At 38.2% G+C, this 16,553-nt stretch carries 17 protein-coding genes; 2 read left to right on the top strand and 15 right to left on the bottom strand.

The features are described 5' to 3' along the window. Positions 1 to 8: 8 nt before the first annotated feature. The 10 genes from ftsA to AB1I62_RS04675 all read right to left on the bottom strand — a co-directional run bounded on the left by ftsA (position 9) and on the right by AB1I62_RS04675 (position 10,854). Positions 9 to 1,331 carry a cell division protein FtsA gene (ftsA, locus tag AB1I62_RS04720; RefSeq protein WP_002355898.1) on the bottom strand — a complete coding sequence of 441 codons (1,323 nt, stop codon included), beginning with the start codon at positions 1,329 to 1,331 and terminating at the stop codon, positions 9 to 11. Positions 1,332 to 1,504: 173 nt separating this feature from the next. Next, a complete protein-coding gene (locus AB1I62_RS04715; protein WP_002355897.1) occupies positions 1,505 to 2,629 on the bottom strand; it encodes a cell division protein FtsQ/DivIB in 1,125 nt (374 codons plus the stop codon). A gap of 8 nt (positions 2,630 to 2,637) precedes the next feature. Next, the gene (gene murG, locus AB1I62_RS04710; protein ID WP_048738066.1) at positions 2,638 to 3,729 is read right to left on the bottom strand and encodes an undecaprenyldiphospho-muramoylpentapeptide beta-N-acetylglucosaminyltransferase; all 1,092 of its coding nucleotides are present in this window, start codon (positions 3,727 to 3,729) and stop codon (positions 2,638 to 2,640) included. Between the two features lie 4 nt (positions 3,730 to 3,733). Next, positions 3,734 to 5,104, bottom strand: coding sequence for a UDP-N-acetylmuramoyl-L-alanine--D-glutamate ligase (murD, locus tag AB1I62_RS04705; protein WP_048738064.1), 1,371 nt, complete (start codon positions 5,102 to 5,104; stop codon positions 3,734 to 3,736). A gap of 22 nt (positions 5,105 to 5,126) precedes the next feature. Then, a complete protein-coding gene (gene mraY / locus AB1I62_RS04700; RefSeq protein ID WP_002355894.1) occupies positions 5,127 to 6,092 on the bottom strand; it encodes a phospho-N-acetylmuramoyl-pentapeptide-transferase in 966 nt (321 codons plus the stop codon). Between the two features lie 27 nt (positions 6,093 to 6,119). After that, positions 6,120 to 8,348, bottom strand: coding sequence for a penicillin-binding protein (locus tag AB1I62_RS04695; RefSeq protein ID WP_010777493.1), 2,229 nt, complete (start codon positions 8,346 to 8,348; stop codon positions 6,120 to 6,122). Next, entirely contained in the window at positions 8,348 to 8,755 is a 408-nt protein-coding gene (gene ftsL, locus AB1I62_RS04690) for a cell division protein FtsL (protein ID WP_002358883.1), read from the bottom strand. Before ftsL ends, AB1I62_RS04695 begins: the two co-directional genes overlap by 1 nt. Positions 8,756 to 8,771: 16 nt before the next feature. Then, the gene (gene rsmH, locus AB1I62_RS04685) at positions 8,772 to 9,728 is read right to left on the bottom strand and encodes a 16S rRNA (cytosine(1402)-N(4))-methyltransferase RsmH (RefSeq protein WP_002355891.1); all 957 of its coding nucleotides are present in this window, start codon (positions 9,726 to 9,728) and stop codon (positions 8,772 to 8,774) included. A gap of 14 nt (positions 9,729 to 9,742) precedes the next feature. Next, on the bottom strand, positions 9,743 to 10,228 hold the full coding sequence (mraZ, locus tag AB1I62_RS04680; protein WP_002383402.1) for a division/cell wall cluster transcriptional repressor MraZ: 486 nt from the start codon (positions 10,226 to 10,228) through the stop codon (positions 9,743 to 9,745). 233 nt (positions 10,229 to 10,461) lie between these two features. Next, positions 10,462 to 10,854: a DUF3397 domain-containing protein gene (locus tag AB1I62_RS04675; RefSeq protein WP_002383401.1), complete on the bottom strand. Its 393-nt coding sequence runs from the start codon at positions 10,852 to 10,854 to the stop codon at positions 10,462 to 10,464. 244 nt (positions 10,855 to 11,098) lie between these two features. Between AB1I62_RS04675 and AB1I62_RS04670 the strand changes: the two genes are divergently transcribed. Next, positions 11,099 to 12,064 (top strand): magnesium transporter CorA family protein, encoded by a 966-nt coding sequence (locus AB1I62_RS04670; protein ID WP_002390178.1) that lies wholly within the window; start codon positions 11,099 to 11,101, stop codon positions 12,062 to 12,064. Positions 12,065 to 12,131: 67 nt separating this feature from the next. After that, positions 12,132 to 12,242: a DUF4044 domain-containing protein gene (locus AB1I62_RS04665; RefSeq protein WP_002383399.1), complete on the top strand. Its 111-nt coding sequence runs from the start codon at positions 12,132 to 12,134 to the stop codon at positions 12,240 to 12,242. Positions 12,243 to 12,332: 90 nt separating this feature from the next. Here the strand turns inward: AB1I62_RS04665 and recN are convergent, their stop codons facing one another. From recN to AB1I62_RS04640, 5 genes are all read right to left on the bottom strand, one after another. Continuing rightward, positions 12,333 to 14,006, bottom strand: coding sequence for a DNA repair protein RecN (gene recN, locus AB1I62_RS04660; protein ID WP_367019125.1), 1,674 nt, complete (start codon positions 14,004 to 14,006; stop codon positions 12,333 to 12,335). Between the two features lie 17 nt (positions 14,007 to 14,023). Further along, positions 14,024 to 14,473: an arginine repressor gene (locus tag AB1I62_RS04655; protein ID WP_002358881.1), complete on the bottom strand. Its 450-nt coding sequence runs from the start codon at positions 14,471 to 14,473 to the stop codon at positions 14,024 to 14,026. A gap of 138 nt (positions 14,474 to 14,611) precedes the next feature. Next, complete coding sequence (locus AB1I62_RS04650) at positions 14,612 to 15,427, bottom strand: TlyA family RNA methyltransferase (protein ID WP_002355880.1); 816 nt, start codon at positions 15,425 to 15,427, stop codon at positions 14,612 to 14,614. A 13-nt stretch (positions 15,428 to 15,440) separates the two neighbouring features. Further along, a complete protein-coding gene (locus AB1I62_RS04645; RefSeq protein WP_002355879.1) occupies positions 15,441 to 16,322 on the bottom strand; it encodes a polyprenyl synthetase family protein in 882 nt (293 codons plus the stop codon). Beyond that, on the bottom strand, positions 16,322 to 16,552 hold the full coding sequence (locus AB1I62_RS04640) for an exodeoxyribonuclease VII small subunit (RefSeq protein ID WP_002355878.1): 231 nt from the start codon (positions 16,550 to 16,552) through the stop codon (positions 16,322 to 16,324). The genes AB1I62_RS04645 and AB1I62_RS04640 overlap by 1 nt, the downstream gene beginning before the upstream one ends. Position 16,553 lies beyond the last annotated feature (1 nt).

Here is a 16,553-nt window from a genome sequence, read left to right as displayed (position 1 = left end):
TTGTGTGATTAGTCGAAAATGTTCGAGAAGAAGTCTTTGATTTTGCCTGTCACTTTTTCACCAGACTCACGTTCGTTGAATTCTTCGTATTCTTCTTGAGGCTGTTCAGCATATGTGTCATAGCGAACTTCTTGTTGGACAGCGACTGATTGTGCTGGTTTCGATTTTTCACCAGGGATTGCATATTTGGCAATGTGATAAATATCGTTTAGTTGCGCTGAATATTCCACAATGCTAATGACATTAGCAAAGACTGGGTTACGTAAGCCCATGTGATTTGGTACGTATAGTTTTACGTTGGCTTCAAAAATCTCTTGCGCCAAATCGACAATACCTGGCATACTAGCGGCGCCACCAGTTAACACAACGCCTCCAGGTAATTCAAACGCATCAATTTCATCCAGAACTTCTTTTGATTTTCTCAAAATTTGTTCCACACGCGCTTCAATAATTTCTGAAAGGTAACGTTCGTCCACTCTTACAGGCTCTGACTTACCGATAACATCAACAGGAAACTCTTCGTTTGCTGAAGTTCTTTCTGGATAAGCATCCCCATAATTAATTTTTAAGGCTTCGGCGTTGTTAAAAGAAGTATTCAATACGATTGAGATATCTTTCGTGATGAACTCGCCGCCTTCTTGGTTAACATGAGTAAATTTCAATTGTTTGTCGTGGATAACAGATGTCGTTGTTTGACCGCCACCCATATCAATGACAATTGTTCCAAAGTCTTTTTCGCCATCTGTTAAAATTGTTTCTGTTAAAGCAAGCGGTGTAATCACTAATTCGTTAATTCCTAAGCCAGCTTTTTCAACACATTTACGGATGTTATGGATGATTGTTTTTGGTCCAGTATAGACAACGCCAAACATCTCCATGCGAACGCCAAGCATTCCACGTGGGTCTTTGATGCCTTCAAAGCCGTCGACGGTAAAGTCTTGCGGTAAGATTGCAACAATTTGACGTTCAGGAGGAGTTGAACGAACCAAAGCTGCAGATGCGACGTTGCGCACATCCTCATCTGTAATTTCTTTTGATTCACTGCTAACAGCTATCATTCCTTGACAGCTTTCTACTTCTAATAAATTCGCTGGTAATCCAACATTTACGCTTTTAATTTGAATGCCGGCTTTTTCTTCGGCTTGTCGAACGGCCCGTTGGATTGCTTGAACTGTTTGATCAATATCGACGACAATCCCTCGATTCAAACCGTCTGATTTTGCATTTCCAACGCCGATGATGTTCATTTGACCTTCAATATATTCAGCGACAACTACTTTGACAGAAGTTGTACCAATATCGAGGCCTACATACATTCCTGTTTTTGCCATGAACGGAATTCCTCCTCCTATTAATTCCAATATCTAAGCGGACAAAGGCGTCCGTTTAACTATCTCTTTTTTAGTATTATTCACTTCTTCCAATTTTACCATAAAAATGGGGGTTTTAGAAAGCAGATTATACGAATTTGTTCGTTAATTTTTGAAACATTTTTGTAAAAAACTTATTCTGCTTGTTGCACTTCTTGATTTTCTCCATTTGTCGGCGTACCGTTATTCGCTTCATCCGTTGCTGCGCCTGCATTTGGGTCCACAACTTCTTGATTTTCAACCGCTGAATCTTCGGAAACTTCACTGCCCGTTTCTTCACTTTCTTTTTCATACGGATAAGAAAAAATGCCGACTTCCATATCAACGATTCCAGGTTTGTCCATTTGCTCGGCTACTTGTGAATAATAAGCCATTTTTTCACTTAAATCAGAAATATTAACAATCACTCGATTTCCATCATTCATATAGACATTAATCAAGTCTTTATTGGTTTTTGATGGTGCATATTTAATTTCTGAAATTCCTTGTTTAATTTCTTGAGGTAATTTGTTGTAAGAGGCCATTAATTCAGGGATTAATTTATCCTCTTTGAAATTCTCAAAAATTGGTTTGCCACTTTCAGCAGCTTTGGTGGTTTCCGCCAAAGTTTTACCATTCTCTAAAATCGGATGATAGCCGCCTTTAGTCGCAGCAAGAGCGACAATTTGATACTCTTGAATATCAATTTTAAATGAATTAATACCATTTAACTTAATGTTCGCCTTTTTTATAATTGGAAACTTTTTCTGAATATTTGCAGAAAAATAATTTCTATTTGAATACTGCTCCCATAAGCCACTGCCCGTTTCAAGTTTTGACTGCTGAATAATCGCTTGGCTCTCCACACTTTTGTTACCTGAAACTGTTACTTCACTCAATCGACTAAGAGGCGAAACAAAATACAATGCCACTAAAATGGCTGTCCCTAAACAAGTTAAAATAAAGGCTAAACGCCTATATAAGCGCTTGTTCCGTGTTTTCTTAACGTTCGGTAAACGATCTGCAAAATGCTCCTCTTCTTCCACTGTTTCTTGTGGAAGATGTTGTTGAGGCTCTTCTTGACTTTGTTCTTGTAAAGTGATGGTGACTTCTGCTTGTTCGTTTTCACCTTTTGAAGCAGCTTCTTCCGCTTGCTTCTTCAAATATTCTTGGTTTTGTTTTTGCCAAGGTGTCAGTTCAGGTTGAGACTCTTCCGATTTTTTTGGAGGTAATGGTTTTCTTTTTTTGAATATATCGTTCTCGTTACTAATCTTCCACACCTCCTATCTCAGACTAACGTTTTCACAACTTGATACAAACGATCACTTGCATCTGGGATGCCTTCCCCTTTGGACGCCGTTGCCATCTGTTGTCTTTTTTCATTGTTTAATAAAATATCATCAATTGCCGCAACTAAACGAGCGCCGGTCAATTCTGCATCTGGAATCATTTCAACAGCACCAACTTTTACTAAGCTTTGCGCGTTTTTCGTTTGATGATCATTCGTGACGTAAGGACTCGGAATTAAAATTGCTGGTAATCCTAATGCGGTGAACTCCGCAATTGAGGTTGCTCCTGCACGTCCCACCATTAAATCGGTATTAGCCATCACTTCAACCATTTTATCAATATACGGTTGCACACTTATGTTTGTCAATTTCTTTTCAGAAAGCTTTAGACTTTCTTGAAGTTCCTGATAATATCTTTCTCCTGAAGCGTATAAAACTTGATACTCTCTCTCTTCAAACAAAGGAAAGGCCTGTTCAAACGCTTGATTGATTTTCAAGGCGCCACGACTTCCGCCAAATAAAACCACCGTTTTCTTTGCTGAATCTAAGCCAAACTCTGATAAAATAGCTGACTTTTCCACCGTTACGACTTCTTGTCCCCGCGGGTTCCCTGTCAAAATTGTTTTTTCTTTCGGGAAAAAACTAGCGACATCCGGAAAACAAATCGCAATTTTATCTACATAACGACTTAAAAATTTATTTGTCATTCCAGGGATACTATTTTGTTCATGAATAATTGTCGGTATTTTTAATTGGTGGGCCGCATAAACCACTGCACCAGAAACATAACCGCCTGTACCAATGACCACATCTGGTTGAAATTCACGAATAATTTTTTTTGCTTTATTAATGCTTGTTAAAAATAAATAAATTGTTTTAAAATTTTGAGGACTTAGCGAACGCCTGAATCCTTGAATTTTAATCGTTTTAAATGGAATTTTCGCCTTTGGCACAATTTGACTTTCTAGACCATTTTCTGTTCCCACATACAAGAATTCTGTTGCAGGTGCTTCTTTTTTGACGTGTTCGACGAAGGATAACGCAGGATAGATATGCCCACCTGTGCCACCACCAGTTACTAGTATCTTCATTTTCTCACATTTCACTTTCTTTTAATTGTTGAACAGCTTGCATAAAGGCTTCCCCGCGTACTTCGAAATTCGGGTATTGATCCCAACTTGCGCAAGCAGGTGATAGTAAAATAGTATCATCTTTTTCCGAATAATCAAAGGCAATGGTAACCGCCGTTTGAACATTTTCAGCAAATAAAATTGTTTCAATGTTCGCTTTTTTAGCAGCTTCCGCCAATTTTTCTTTAGTTTCTCCAAATAAAACAATTGCTTTGAGTCCCAGCAGAGCAGGAACCAATTCATCAAATGAGTTACCGCGGTCCAAGCCACCCGCAAGTAAAAGTAGCTTTTGGTTGTCAAACCCACTTAACGCCATCTCTGTAGCTAAAATATTGGTTGCTTTTGAATCGTTATAAAAACGTCTTTGCTGAACTTCGCCAACAAATTGCGTTCGATGGGGAACGCCCGAAAAGTTTTTCAAAGTTTGTCTAATCTGAACATTCGATACATTTTTTAATTTAGCTACACAAATCGCTGCGAGTGCATTTTCAATATTGTGACTACCAGGAATCCCTAGCTCATCGGCGGGCATAATATATTCTTCATTAAAATATAATTTCCCATCTAAAAGATAAGCCCCTTCTACTGCTTCTTTCGTTGAAAAAGGCAATACGTTGGCAGCTGTGGTTTTGGCTAACGTTTGAAGCTCTACTTGATTCCAATTTAAAATCAAGGTGTCATCTGCGGTCATGTTTTTTTGAATGGCCCATTTTGCAGCAACATATTCTTTCCGCGAACCATGATAATCCAAGTGTGCCTCAAAAATATTTGTAATTACTGCAATTTGTGGGTGAAACGTCTCAATTCCCATTAACTGAAAACTAGAAAGTTCCATCACAAGATCATCCTTGGCTGTTGCTTCTTGAGCCACCGTACTCGCTGGAAAACCAATATTTCCCGCCAAACGTGCCTCACCAGCCGTTCTGTCAGCGTTTAGCAATAAACCAATCATCGTGGTCGTGGTTGTTTTGCCATTGGTGCCCGTAATGCCGACAATTGGACATTCGGCAATTTGACCTGCTAATTCCACCTCAGTTATGATAGGAATTTTCCGAGTTAGTGCTTCTGCCACAAGTAGATTTGTATAAGGAATACCAGGATTTTTAACGATTAGTTCAAATTCTTCATCCAACAATTCAATTGGATGCCCCCCTGTAACAACACGAATACCCAAGGTTAATAAATCTTGGGCGTCAGGGTTTTGATCAAATTGTTTTGCGTCATTAACGGTAACGAGCGCACCTAACTCATGTAAGAGTTTCGCTGCGCTGACACCACTTTTAGCTAGTCCTAAAACCAACACTTTTTTGTTTTGATAGGTTGTTATTTTTTTCATTGTCAATTTCCCCTTTGATAGATTAGAAAAGAATCCATAATGTGATTCCTGAACAGATTAAACCGACAGACCAAAAGACAAAATCAATTTTCCATTCAGACCAACCACACATTTCAAAATGGTGATGAATTGGTGACATTTTAAAAATCCGTCGACCAAATAATTTAAATGAAGCAACTTGTAAAATAACACTTGCTGTTTCACAAACGTAGACAAGTCCAATTAAAAGTAGCGTCCATTCTTGATGCAAAATAATTGAAATTGCTGCTAACAATCCACCTAATGCTAATGAACCAACATCACCCATGAAGATTTTTGCTGGTTTTCTATTATAAGGGAAAAAGCCAATCAGCCCACCAATCACACTTAGGCAGATAATCACAACATCAAATTGTTGTTGTTTCCAGGCAATAATTGCATAAGTACCAAATGAAATTGTTCCTAAACCAGCAACCAAACCATCAATTCCATCTGTCAAGTTCACGGCATTAGAAAAACCGACTAACCAAAAAATAATAAACACGCCATAAAAAATACCTAACGGAACTTCTGCTACTCCAAACAAATCTAAGGTGTCTGAAAATCCTTCACTTCGATAAACAAAGTAGAAAACCAACCCACCAAAAATTTGACCAATTAATTTTTGACGAGAATTCAAGCCCATGTTCCGTTTTTTAAAGACTTTAATGAAATCATCCAAATAACCTAGCAAACCGTATAATACTAAAATAAATAGAATAATTAGTAGAGACGGCGTAAATTGGTGGAAAAACAACCCCATTGCTAATGAAGTAATCAAGCTGGCTACAAGGAAAACGACTCCCCCCATTGTAGGGGTACCTGTTTTCACGCTATGCCAAGTCGGGCCATCTTCACGAGTAACCTGCCCTTGTTTTTTCATTTGAAAATAGCCAATGAATAGTGGCATTACGCTCACTGTAATGGCAAAACTCACCACTATGGGAATAAAAATCTGTGTCCACTCCATGTTATCTCTCCTAATTATTCTACGTTATTATTCTGTGCCTTCTAAAGTCACGGTTAATTTTTTCTCCGTAATTTCAGTTTCAGCAGCGATACTTTGTTTCGTCACATAGCCTTCACCTTTAAACTCGACAGTCAAACCTAATAAATCACCAAACTTGGTAACATCGCTCTTCGACCAGCCGGTTAAATCAGGCATATAGTTCGTTCCATTTGTGATCAAAATCAATTTCTGATTAGGCATTAATGTTTGACCAGACGGCGTTGATTGTTTCTTGATTTTTTCACCATCACCGATAATCACAGGATCCACCCCGTTCACTTTGGCATTGGCCAACGCTTCCGCTGGTGTCATATTTTTATAATCAGCAACTGTGACTTTATCAGAAGCTACTTTCGTTGTTTCCGGATCTGTCTCTTTAATGTCTAACGCTAATTTCATTAATGGGTTTGCAATTGCCGCCATTGCTTCTGAAGGCGAACCTGATTTTGCTTGTCTAAGCGTAATATACAAAACATATTCAGGATTATCTGCTGGGACCATTTCCACTACAGAAGACAAGACTTGACTTGCTCCATCAACGTACCCTTTACCATCTGAAATCTGGGCAGTTCCTGTTTTGGCAGCAACATGATAGCCTGGTACTTTATAAATATCATACGCAATCCCGTAAGTCGGGTCTTCAACAGTATCAATCATGTACGTACGAATCTGTTGAGCTGTTTGCGCTTTGATTGGGGTTCCTACGATTTGTGGTTCCGTAATCGTTTCTTTTCCTGTATTTTTGTCAACAATTTTGCTGATGTAATGAGGTTGCAACATTGAACCGTCATTTGCAATAGCTGAGAAACCTTTCATCATTTGGAAATTAGTAACCGTAATCCCTTGACCAAAAGCTGAATTGGCCCGATCAACAATATTATTATCTGGAAGTTTCCCAGTGTGTTCTGAAGTTAAACCTGAATGTGTGCTTGAACCAAACCCAAATTTTTTCAAATATTCGACCCACTTGTCGCCACCCATTCGTTGTTCCAAGTTCACCATTCCGATATTACTAGACCAAGAAATAGCTTGACGATAAGTTAAAGACGTTTTGTCTTTTAAATTGCCGACATCATGGTCGTTAATCGTGGTGTCACCAACAGTGATACCACCTATACGGTTAAATGATTCATTTGGATTAAACAATCCTTGCTCAATGGCCGCCGCCGACGTAAATAATTTAAGCGTTGAGCCAGGTTCATACGGACTTTCAACCAATAGGTTCTGCCACGTGCCATTATTGTCTAATCCTTGTTTCGTTTCAGGATTAAATGTTGGCCGTTGAGACATAGCAACAATTTCGCCTGTTTTTGCTTCCATTAACATAGCAGTCATGGAAACTGGTTCATATTTTTCATTAACTTGCGTCATTAAATCTTCTAAGGTATTTTGCAAGCGACTATCCAACGTTGTGTAAATATCTTGACCATCCACTGCTTTTTTCTCTTCCGCCACAGTTCCTGGTAAGGCATTACCGTAAATATCTTTTTCAAAATACACACGGCCATCGGTTCCGCTCAAAATATCATTATAGGCCTGTTCTAGTCCCATCGCGCCTACTAAGCCTTCTTTATCATCATCTGGATTGGCTGCTTTTGTATAGCCAATAAAGTGAGAAGCAAACTGACCATTGGGATATAGTCTGGCTGGATGTTCATTGAAATAAACGCCAGAGATTTTTTTCTTTTTCAAATCTGCTTCAATTTTTTGCCGTGTTTCCAAGGTGATGTTTTGACCACCCGTACCAAATTCCACTTGATATTGTGTTGACCCATCTTCATGGATCCCATTATTCAAGTATTTCAATGCTGTTTTTTTGTCTAGTTTGGTATATTTCGCTAAAATTTCAGCAATATCATCGAAGTCTTTTTTCTCCGCATATAGCTTTTCATTATTTTGTCCCGTATATTTTTTTGATAATACGACATATAACGAATAGGAAGTAGCATCTTCTGCGATTGGATTACCATATCGATCTAAAATTGATCCTCGCTTAGCTTTTACCACTTGGCTTCCTTCATATAGAGAAGCTGTTTTTTCCTTTAGTGATACACCGGCTACTTTGCCTGTTGCCACAATGTATGTCGTTCTAAAGGCAAATAAAAAGAACAATCCAATACTCGTAGCGAATAAAATGATGCCTACTTTTTTACGATTGTTCATCGGATTTAAGTTTTTCTTTTTCATGAATTGTTTAAATTTATGTCTTTTACTCATTATTTAACAGTCCTAACATTGTCGCCGTTATTTTCTAGTCCTTGTTTTTTAGCGACATCTTTGATTCGATCTGATTTAGAAAGTTCGCTTCTTTCTTGTTCCAATTTCAAAGCGTTATCTTCCTTTTCTTTAATGACTGCTTGTGTTTCTGTAATATCGTTCATGGTTTGGACAATTGTCGTTCTTACTTGAATTGTCGCAATTGCAATACCAATCGTTGCACAAACTAATACAACACCGATTAATTTTTCTAGTAAAGAGACATTTTTTAGTTTCTTTTTGGGTAATAGAGTGGGGACAGGTAGTGTTTCCTCTTGCATTTTTCTGTCTTGCTCTGTTGCCACAGTTGGCTGATCCATTTCTGGTGCTTCATAATGGAAATCATTTACTTTCTTCAATTCAGCCATGTGTCTACCCCTCTCTCTATCTAGATTTTATTTTTTCGGCAATGCGTAACTTCGCACTTCGTGAACGATTATTCTCAGATAACTCACTGTCACTTGGTAAAATTGGTTTTCTAGTAATTACTTTTAATTCTGGTTGAAATTCTTCTGGTACCACTGGAATGCCTGGTGGCAAATCTTGTACCGTACTGTATTCTTTAAACATTGTTTTAACGATACGATCTTCTAACGAATGGAACGTAATCACACTGATTCTGCCATTTTTCGCTAGCAAATCAATTGCTTGTTCTAGCGACTCTTCAACTGCCCCTAATTCATCATTAACGGCAATGCGAATTGCTTGGAAAATTCGTTTTGCAGGATGTCCACCTTTGCGTCTTGCTGGAGCTGGAATCGCCGTCTTAATAATCTCAACGAGTTCACCTGTTGTTTCAATTGGTTGCTTTTCGCGAACACGTTCAATTTCTCGAGCAATCTGTTTCGAAAATTTCTCTTCCCCATAACGAAAGAAAATTTTTACCAACTCACTATAACTATACGTATTCACCACTTCGCGAGCCGTCAAGGGTGCGTCTTGATCCATGCGCATATCTAAGGGCGCGTCTTGATGATAGCTAAAACCACGTTCTGCTTCATCTAATTGTGGTGAAGAAACACCTAGATCGTATAGAATCCCATCAACGTGGAACACCCCGTGTTCTGCCAATTCTTCTTTAATATTTCTAAAATTTGATTTGATGAAGGTCACTTGACCTTTGTCTACATATTTCTGCAAACGAGTCTTAGCATGTGCCAACGCTTTTTGGTCTTGATCAAAGGCATATAAATGACCGTGCTCATTCAATTGTGTCAGTAAGTATTCACTATGTCCGGCACCACCGAGTGTGCAATCTACGTATACGCCATCCGGCTTCACTTGTAATCCATCCACTGTTTCTTTTAAAAGAACGGTGTAATGGCGAAATTCTTCAGTCATCATTTGCCTCATTCCTAAAATCCAAAATCAATCATTGTTTCTGCTAATTCATCAAAGTTTTCTTCAGCTTCATCAGAGAATGCATGCCAACGTTCGTCACTCCAAATTTCAATTCGGTTAGAGACGCCAATAACAACACAGCCTTTTTCTAAACTGGCATGTGTTCGTAAATTCGCCGGAATATTGATACGACCTTGCTTATCAATCTCACATTCTGTTGCAGCGGAATAAAAGAATCGTACAAAGGTACGTGCATCTTTCTTAGCTAAGGGCATTTCTTGAAGTTTTGCTTCAAGTTGTGACCATTCATTTAAAGGATAACCAAATAAACAGCCATCCATCCCTCTCGTTACCACAAATTTTTCACCAAGTTCCTCACGAAACTTTGATGGAACGATTAGGCGGCCTTTGGCATCGATATTATGTTGGTATTCACCCATAAGCATAGCCAATACACCCGCTTTTCCACTTGATAGAACAAGTCTACCACATCCCACCACTTTCTACCACTATAAATCTAAAAACTTCTATTTTTTAACTGTTATTTAAAATTTCTGTAATATTTACAGGGTTTTATGTAACAAGCATCACCCAACAAAAAATGTTATTATAACAAGGTTTTTACTATGTTTTTTATAAAATAACCCCACAAATAACAAAAAAACCCCACGGAGTGGGGAGTTGTGGGGGACATTTTCCCACAGCGTATTTCCCCTATTGTCTCCACGCTTTATTACAGTAGATAATGACTGATATTTAGCAAGATAAGCAACACATACAACACAAACGTTAGTAAAAACGTCAACCGCCAAAACATCTTGAAATATCGTCTATATAAAATCTCTCCATAATAATAAGCTTGAAACAGGGCAACAGCGACTCCTAATAACAAAATAGAAATCACAAAATACGGCATAATCGATTCATCATAACTATCTTTGGATAACTCATGGATCCCTATGAATAAAAACGGAATGGCCAAATCCGGTGCTTTTATTTTCCAACGTTCCGTTAGGGAAAAAGTGGACACGAGAAAATTGCACGCAAAGAGCACAATTACCGGAAAAATATACCAAAATAACATTATTGCCGAAAACGACACCATTCTCTCAACAAATCCTTTCATTCCACCTGCTATAACTATACTTCATCAACGTTACACAGATGTTTCATTTCGTTTAAATATATGTGCTAAAAGCCCTTTTTGCTTGCTTTTTCATATAAAAAACGGATTACTTATCAAACCATTTTCAAAACGAGGCCTCACCTATCGCGGCCACTTATTTTTGAATGTTTTTTATAAGCTTTTCTTCTCGTAATGTGTCATACTTCTATTATAATGGATTTAGAACAAAAAATGTTGATTCGGGGTGAATCTTTTGATTAATTATTTATTATTGAAAAATGACTATTTTGAACCTTGTTCACCAGACGATGAATCCCTAAGTTGGATTTCGGTAGAATCTCCTACAGAAGAAGAAATCGAGCGTCTCGTCAATCAATACCACTTACCAACAGATTATCTTACCGGCGTTTTAGATGATGAAGAAAATGCTCGAGTGGAAGGTTTCCGCCACGAAAAATTACAAACGCCTACGTTACTTTTATTTCGTTATCCCAAAGCTAGTATCAGTCCTAGCGGCTATCTGCAAGTAGAAACGGTACCGATTGCTTTAATCGCAACCGTCGATAACAAACTAATTACTGTTAGCAATGGGCCTAACGACATCGTTCATGGGATCCAAAAAGAGGCGTTCACGCATCAAGATCTTTCTATTGAGAAGGCCTTAATTTTAGCCCTTTCATGGAAGATGGCCCTTTCCTTCAATAAAAACTTACAAGCACTTATCCAACAAACCAACAAACTTGAAGGAGAGCTCCAAGTAGCCACAGAAAATAGTCAATTGTATCAGATTATGGACATTCAAAAAAGTCTAGTTTATTTCGAAGCAGCTTTAACGGATAATTTAAAAGTATTAAAACGTTTATATAGCGCTGAAATTTTTAATCATCCAGAAAAACATTTGCCATTTTTAAGGGATATTCTGATTGAACTAGAACAAGGACTGAATACGACTAAAATACAACTAAAATTAGTTGATAACATTAGTAATACTTTTTCAGCAATCGTTTCAAATAACTTAAATAATGTCATGAAAATTTTAACATCCTTAACAATTGTCTTGACCATTCCAACCATCATCGGAGGAATTTACGGCATGAATGTGAAACTCCCTTTTGCAGAGCATGAATATTCTTTTTGGATTATTTTTGCTATCACTACCTTAATCTGTGTAATTAGTATTCGAATTTTAAAGAAAAAGAATCTCTTATAACTTTAGGTTGCTGTTTTCAGGAAAAGGTTGTACACTATTAGCAGAAATTAAAAAGGACGTGTCATTTATGAACGACAAAGAACAAAGTCGCTTTTCAAAAATCACGAAAGTCGTGGTTTGGCTAATGCTGATCGCAATTGTAGGTTCAACTGTTTTAACAGCAATTCTTAGTCTTTAAACTGGAGAACTTTTTCACACATTAAAAGTAAAAAAACAGCCCCTTCAATTGATAGAAGGGGCTGTTTTTTTACTTGCTCAAATAGAGCGGCTATTTTTTCGCCATCGCCAACAGCTCTTGTGCATGTTCAATGGTTAATTTCGTAATTTCACTTCCTGCGAGCATACGCGCAATTTCGTTTACTCGCTCTTTTTCAGATAAAATTCGGACGCTTGTTTCTGTCCGACCCGCCACAATTTCTTTTTCAATAAAATAATGTTCATCAGCAACGGCTGCCACTTGTGGCAAGTGCGTGATACACAACACCTGCGAATTTTCTGAAATTTGATAAATTTTATCGGCAATCGCCTGTGCTACACGGCCACTGACTCCTGTATCTACTTCATCAAAAACAATACTAGTGATCCCTTGCGTTTGAGAAAAGATTGTTTTCATAGCCAGCATCACTCGCGAAAGTTCTCCGCCAGAAGCCACCCGAACTAACGGTTTTAATGGTTCCCCTGGGTTAGTAGTAATATAAAATTCTACTCCGTCTAAGCCATTTTCTTGTAAATGCTCAAGTTCTGTAAAGCGGACTTCAAATTCAGTTCGCTCCAAATATAGTTCTTTTAATTCGGTTAAAATTTGTTGTTCGAGCTCTTTGGCTAGGTGCTTTCGTTCTTTTCGTAAAGCTAACGCTTGTTGATGAGCCGCTTGTTGTTTCTCTGCAAGCAACGCTTCTAAGTCACCTGTACCACCTTCCAAAAAATCAGCCTCTGCTAACTCTTTGGTGATTTCTTCATAGTAAGATAAAATCGTTTCGATTGAATCGCCATATTTACGTTTCATTTGACGGATTAATTCCAAACGATTTTCTACTTCATTCAAGCGACCTTCGTCTAGTTCTAAGCCATCAATTAACCTAGAAAGATCTCCACTGGCTTCTTGTAGTAAGTAGTAAGCATTTTGAACAGTATCTGACAATGTTTTATATTCTGGATCAAGGGATTCAATCGAAGCGAGTTCATTCATACTTGTTCCGATTTTATCCAAACTACTATCGTCTTCACCATTTAGCGCGGCATAACTAATCGTCAGTGCATCAGCAATCTTTTGAAAATTGTTCAGTTTATTGCGTTCTTCTAACAATTGTTCTTCTTCGCCAGCGACTAACTGTGCACTAGCAATTTCATCACTTTGAAAATGAAGCATGTCCATTCTTTGGGCAAATTCTTTTTCATTTTTTTGTCGCTTTCTGACTTTGGCTTCGAGTGCGCGATACTCTTGATACGCCTGTGTATATTTTTCTTTGACTGCTAAAAGTTTTTTCCCACCAAATTCATCTAACATATCAATATGGCGTTCACTTTGCATCAATTCTTGATGTTCGTTTTGGCCATGAATATCTACTAAATATTCCCCAATTCTTTTTAAATTAGTAATGTTGACAATCCGTCCGTTGACACGGCAAATATTTTTACCAGAAGCGGAAATATCTCGTTGGATCACTAAAGAATCTTCTTCTGTTTCAATACCTAATTCTTCTAATAATTGCTTTAATTCTTGACTTTTCGGCATTAAAAAAAGTCCTTCTAAGGTGCATTTATTTGCTCCTTGACGAATATAGTCACTGGAGCCACGTCCGCCTGTGAGTAATCCCATTGCATCAATAATGATGGATTTCCCCGCACCTGTTTCTCCCGTTAAAACGGTCATACCCATTTGAAACTCTAATTGTAACGAAGAGATAATCGCAAAATTTTTCACGGAAAGTTCTTGTAACATCTTGTTCACCTCATTCTTTATAGATAGCTTAACAGCTCTTTATGAAGTTTTTCTGCCGCCTCCTCAGTTCGTGCAATCATGAGAACACTATCATCATCGTTGATGACGGCAAAAAGTTTCTCTTGGTAATTCTTTTCGATTAAACTACCACACGCCGCCGCATTGCCAGGAATGGTTCGTAATACGACATATTTTTCCATTTGTTCTGCAGCTACAAAGGCATCTTTTAAAAGCTTTGCAAGTTTAGCACTCGTATTAGCTTGTGTTTCTAATGGAAGGCTATATCGATAACCCCCTTCTGCAGATGGAACTTTGATCAGTTTCATATCTTTAATGTCGCGAGAAATTGTTGCTTGTGTTACAGCTACGCCCTTTTCTTGTAAGTAGTTGACAAAATCTTCTTGCTTTTGAATATTTTTTTCAGTCAATAAACGTGTAATTAAACGGTGTCTATCTTGCTTTCTCATGGCGCCGCTCTCCTTTTCAGTTTACTCTTGCCCTCATCATAGCTTATTTTTATGCATTTTAAAAGATGAATTACTAGATTTATACAAAAAAGAAGCTTTCACCCGTAGGCGTCCACTTCTTTCTTCTAACTTTTCTCATCATTCCGCTAATTTTTGATGCGCATGCGCGACAACTTCTTCAATGGATTCTGTTGCTTGATAGGATCCTTCTCCTTCAACAGAAACTAAGTGTGCCAAAAATTCAATGTTTCCTTCGCCACCAGTGATTGGTGAAAAATCTAAGTTTTTCACATCATAACCGTTATTCATGGCAAAGCGTGTAATTTCCTCCACAACCATTTGATGGGTTTCTGGATCACGCACGATTCCTTTTTTCCCAACAAACTCTTTGCCAGCTTCGAATTGCGGCTTAATTAACGCCACCACACTACCGCCTTTTTTCAAAATATCATGAAGAGGTGGCAAAATTAAGCGTAACGAAATAAAGGAAACATCAATCGTTGCAATATCCGGCACCCCTTCGGTGAAATCTTCGGGTTTACTATAGCGAAAATTGGTACGTTCCATTACCACCACGCGTTCATCTTGCCGAATTTTCCATGCTAGTTGGTTATAGCCAACATCTAAAGCGTAACTCAAACGAGCCCCATTTTGTAAAGCAACATCGGTAAAACCACCTGTGGAGGAACCAATATCTAGCATTGTTTTGCCTTGAACGTTGATTGCAAAAACATTTAGTGCCTTCTCTAGTTTTAAGCCCCCACGAGAAACATAAGGCATTACTTGGCCCTTAGTATGTAAGGGTGTCTCCACAGAAATTTTTTCCCCTGGTTTATCTAAACGTTCATTTTTATCATTGTAAACCAAACCAGCCATCACGCTGCGTTTGGCTTTTTCTCGTGTTTCAAATAGTCCTTGATTAAACGCCAAGACATCGACGCGTTCTTTTTTCATAAGTGCCTTCTTTCTATCTCAATTGTAACTGAGTTAACAAGTTTGCTAAATGTTCTTCTGAAAAATTGGGAACATTTGCTTTGATTTTTTCTAAAACAGCGCTGCCTTCTGCTAATTGATGTGTTAGCGCATCTTTCGCGCCAGCAATCCCTAGAAGAGCTGGATACGTACTTTTATTCAACGCTTCATCTCGGCCTACTTTTTTACCTAAATCTGCTTCTGTACTTGTGGCATCTAATAAGTCATCACGAATTTGAAAAGCCAAGCCATAGTGATGCGCAAACTGTGTCAGTAAACCAATGACTTCTTCTGTTTGATTGGCTAATACGCCCCCAGCAATTAAGGCGAATTCAATTAGCGCTCCGGTTTTCTTTTCATGAACAGCCGCTAACTCTTCTAAAGTCAAGCTGACTTTTTCTCCTTCAATATCACCCATTTGGCCGGCAACCATGCCTTGATTCCCCGCTGCCTTTGCCAGTTGTTGCATCAGTAAAACTTTTTCACTTAAGCCTAATTGACTCAAAGAAAGTAACTGAAACGCGCCTGTTAATAAGCCGTCCCCTGCTAAAATGGCAGTCGCTTCACCAAACACTTTGTGATTGGTTGGTTTGCCACGACGTAAATCATCATCATCCATTGCTGGTAAATCATCATGAATTAATGAATACGTATGAATCATCTCTAAAGAGGCAGCCACTTGATAGTCTTGTGTTTCCATCTCTTTTTGAAAAGCGGCCACTGTTGTTAGCACTAATAGCGGGCGTAATCGTTTGCCACCTGCGTGTATCGAGTAGAGCATTGCTTCTTTCAAACGCTCATTTTCAGTATATTCTGCGATAAAATCGACCATGACTTTTTCAACCAACGGTAAATGCTGTTGACTAAAATTCGTCATTACGCTTCCTCGCTCTCTTCAAAAACAATTTCTTCATTGTTTTCTGTCATCATTTTCGTTAAAGTTTTTTCCGCTTTTTCCAATGTATCTTGACATTGTTTACTTAATGCCATGCCCTCTTGAAAGGCAGCTAAGGCTTCTTCCAAAGGAACATCTCCTCGTTCTAAGCGCTGAACGATTTCTTCTAAGGCATTTAATGATTCTTCAAACGTTTTTTCTTTTGCTGGCATG

It is taken from the genome of Enterococcus sp. AN402 (assembly GCF_040719405.1).
Lineage (GTDB): Bacteria > Bacillota > Bacilli > Lactobacillales > Enterococcaceae > Enterococcus > Enterococcus faecalis.
Note: the sequence above shows the minus strand (reverse complement) of the source record. Positions and strands in the feature narration are given on the sequence as shown.

Coding starts and splice junctions, on each gene's coding strand:
- murD (WP_048738064.1), bottom strand. CDS start 5,104: ATGAAAAAAATAACAACCTATCAAAACAAAAAAGTGTTGGTTTTAGGA.
- AB1I62_RS04645 (WP_002355879.1), bottom strand. CDS start 16,322: ATGACGAATTTTAGTCAACAGCATTTACCGTTGGTTGAAAAAGTCATG.
- rsmH (WP_002355891.1), bottom strand. CDS start 9,728: ATGACTGAAGAATTTCGCCATTACACCGTTCTTTTAAAAGAAACAGTG.
- mraY (WP_002355894.1), bottom strand. CDS start 6,092: ATGGAGTGGACACAGATTTTTATTCCCATAGTGGTGAGTTTTGCCATT.
- ftsA (WP_002355898.1), bottom strand. CDS start 1,331: ATGGCAAAAACAGGAATGTATGTAGGCCTCGATATTGGTACAACTTCT.
- AB1I62_RS04640 (WP_002355878.1), bottom strand. CDS start 16,552: ATGCCAGCAAAAGAAAAAACGTTTGAAGAATCATTAAATGCCTTAGAA.
- AB1I62_RS04665 (WP_002383399.1), top strand. CDS start 12,132: ATGAACGACAAAGAACAAAGTCGCTTTTCAAAAATCACGAAAGTCGTG.
- recN (WP_367019125.1), bottom strand. CDS start 14,006: ATGTTACAAGAACTTTCCGTGAAAAATTTTGCGATTATCTCTTCGTTA.
- ftsL (WP_002358883.1), bottom strand. CDS start 8,755: ATGGCTGAATTGAAGAAAGTAAATGATTTCCATTATGAAGCACCAGAA.
- AB1I62_RS04675 (WP_002383401.1), bottom strand. CDS start 10,854: ATGAAAGGATTTGTTGAGAGAATGGTGTCGTTTTCGGCAATAATGTTA.
- murG (WP_048738066.1), bottom strand. CDS start 3,729: ATGAAGATACTAGTAACTGGTGGTGGCACAGGTGGGCATATCTATCCT.
- AB1I62_RS04650 (WP_002355880.1), bottom strand. CDS start 15,427: ATGAAAAAAGAACGCGTCGATGTCTTGGCGTTTAATCAAGGACTATTT.
- AB1I62_RS04655 (WP_002358881.1), bottom strand. CDS start 14,473: ATGAGAAAGCAAGATAGACACCGTTTAATTACACGTTTATTGACTGAA.
- AB1I62_RS04695 (WP_010777493.1), bottom strand. CDS start 8,348: ATGAGTAAAAGACATAAATTTAAACAATTCATGAAAAAGAAAAACTTA.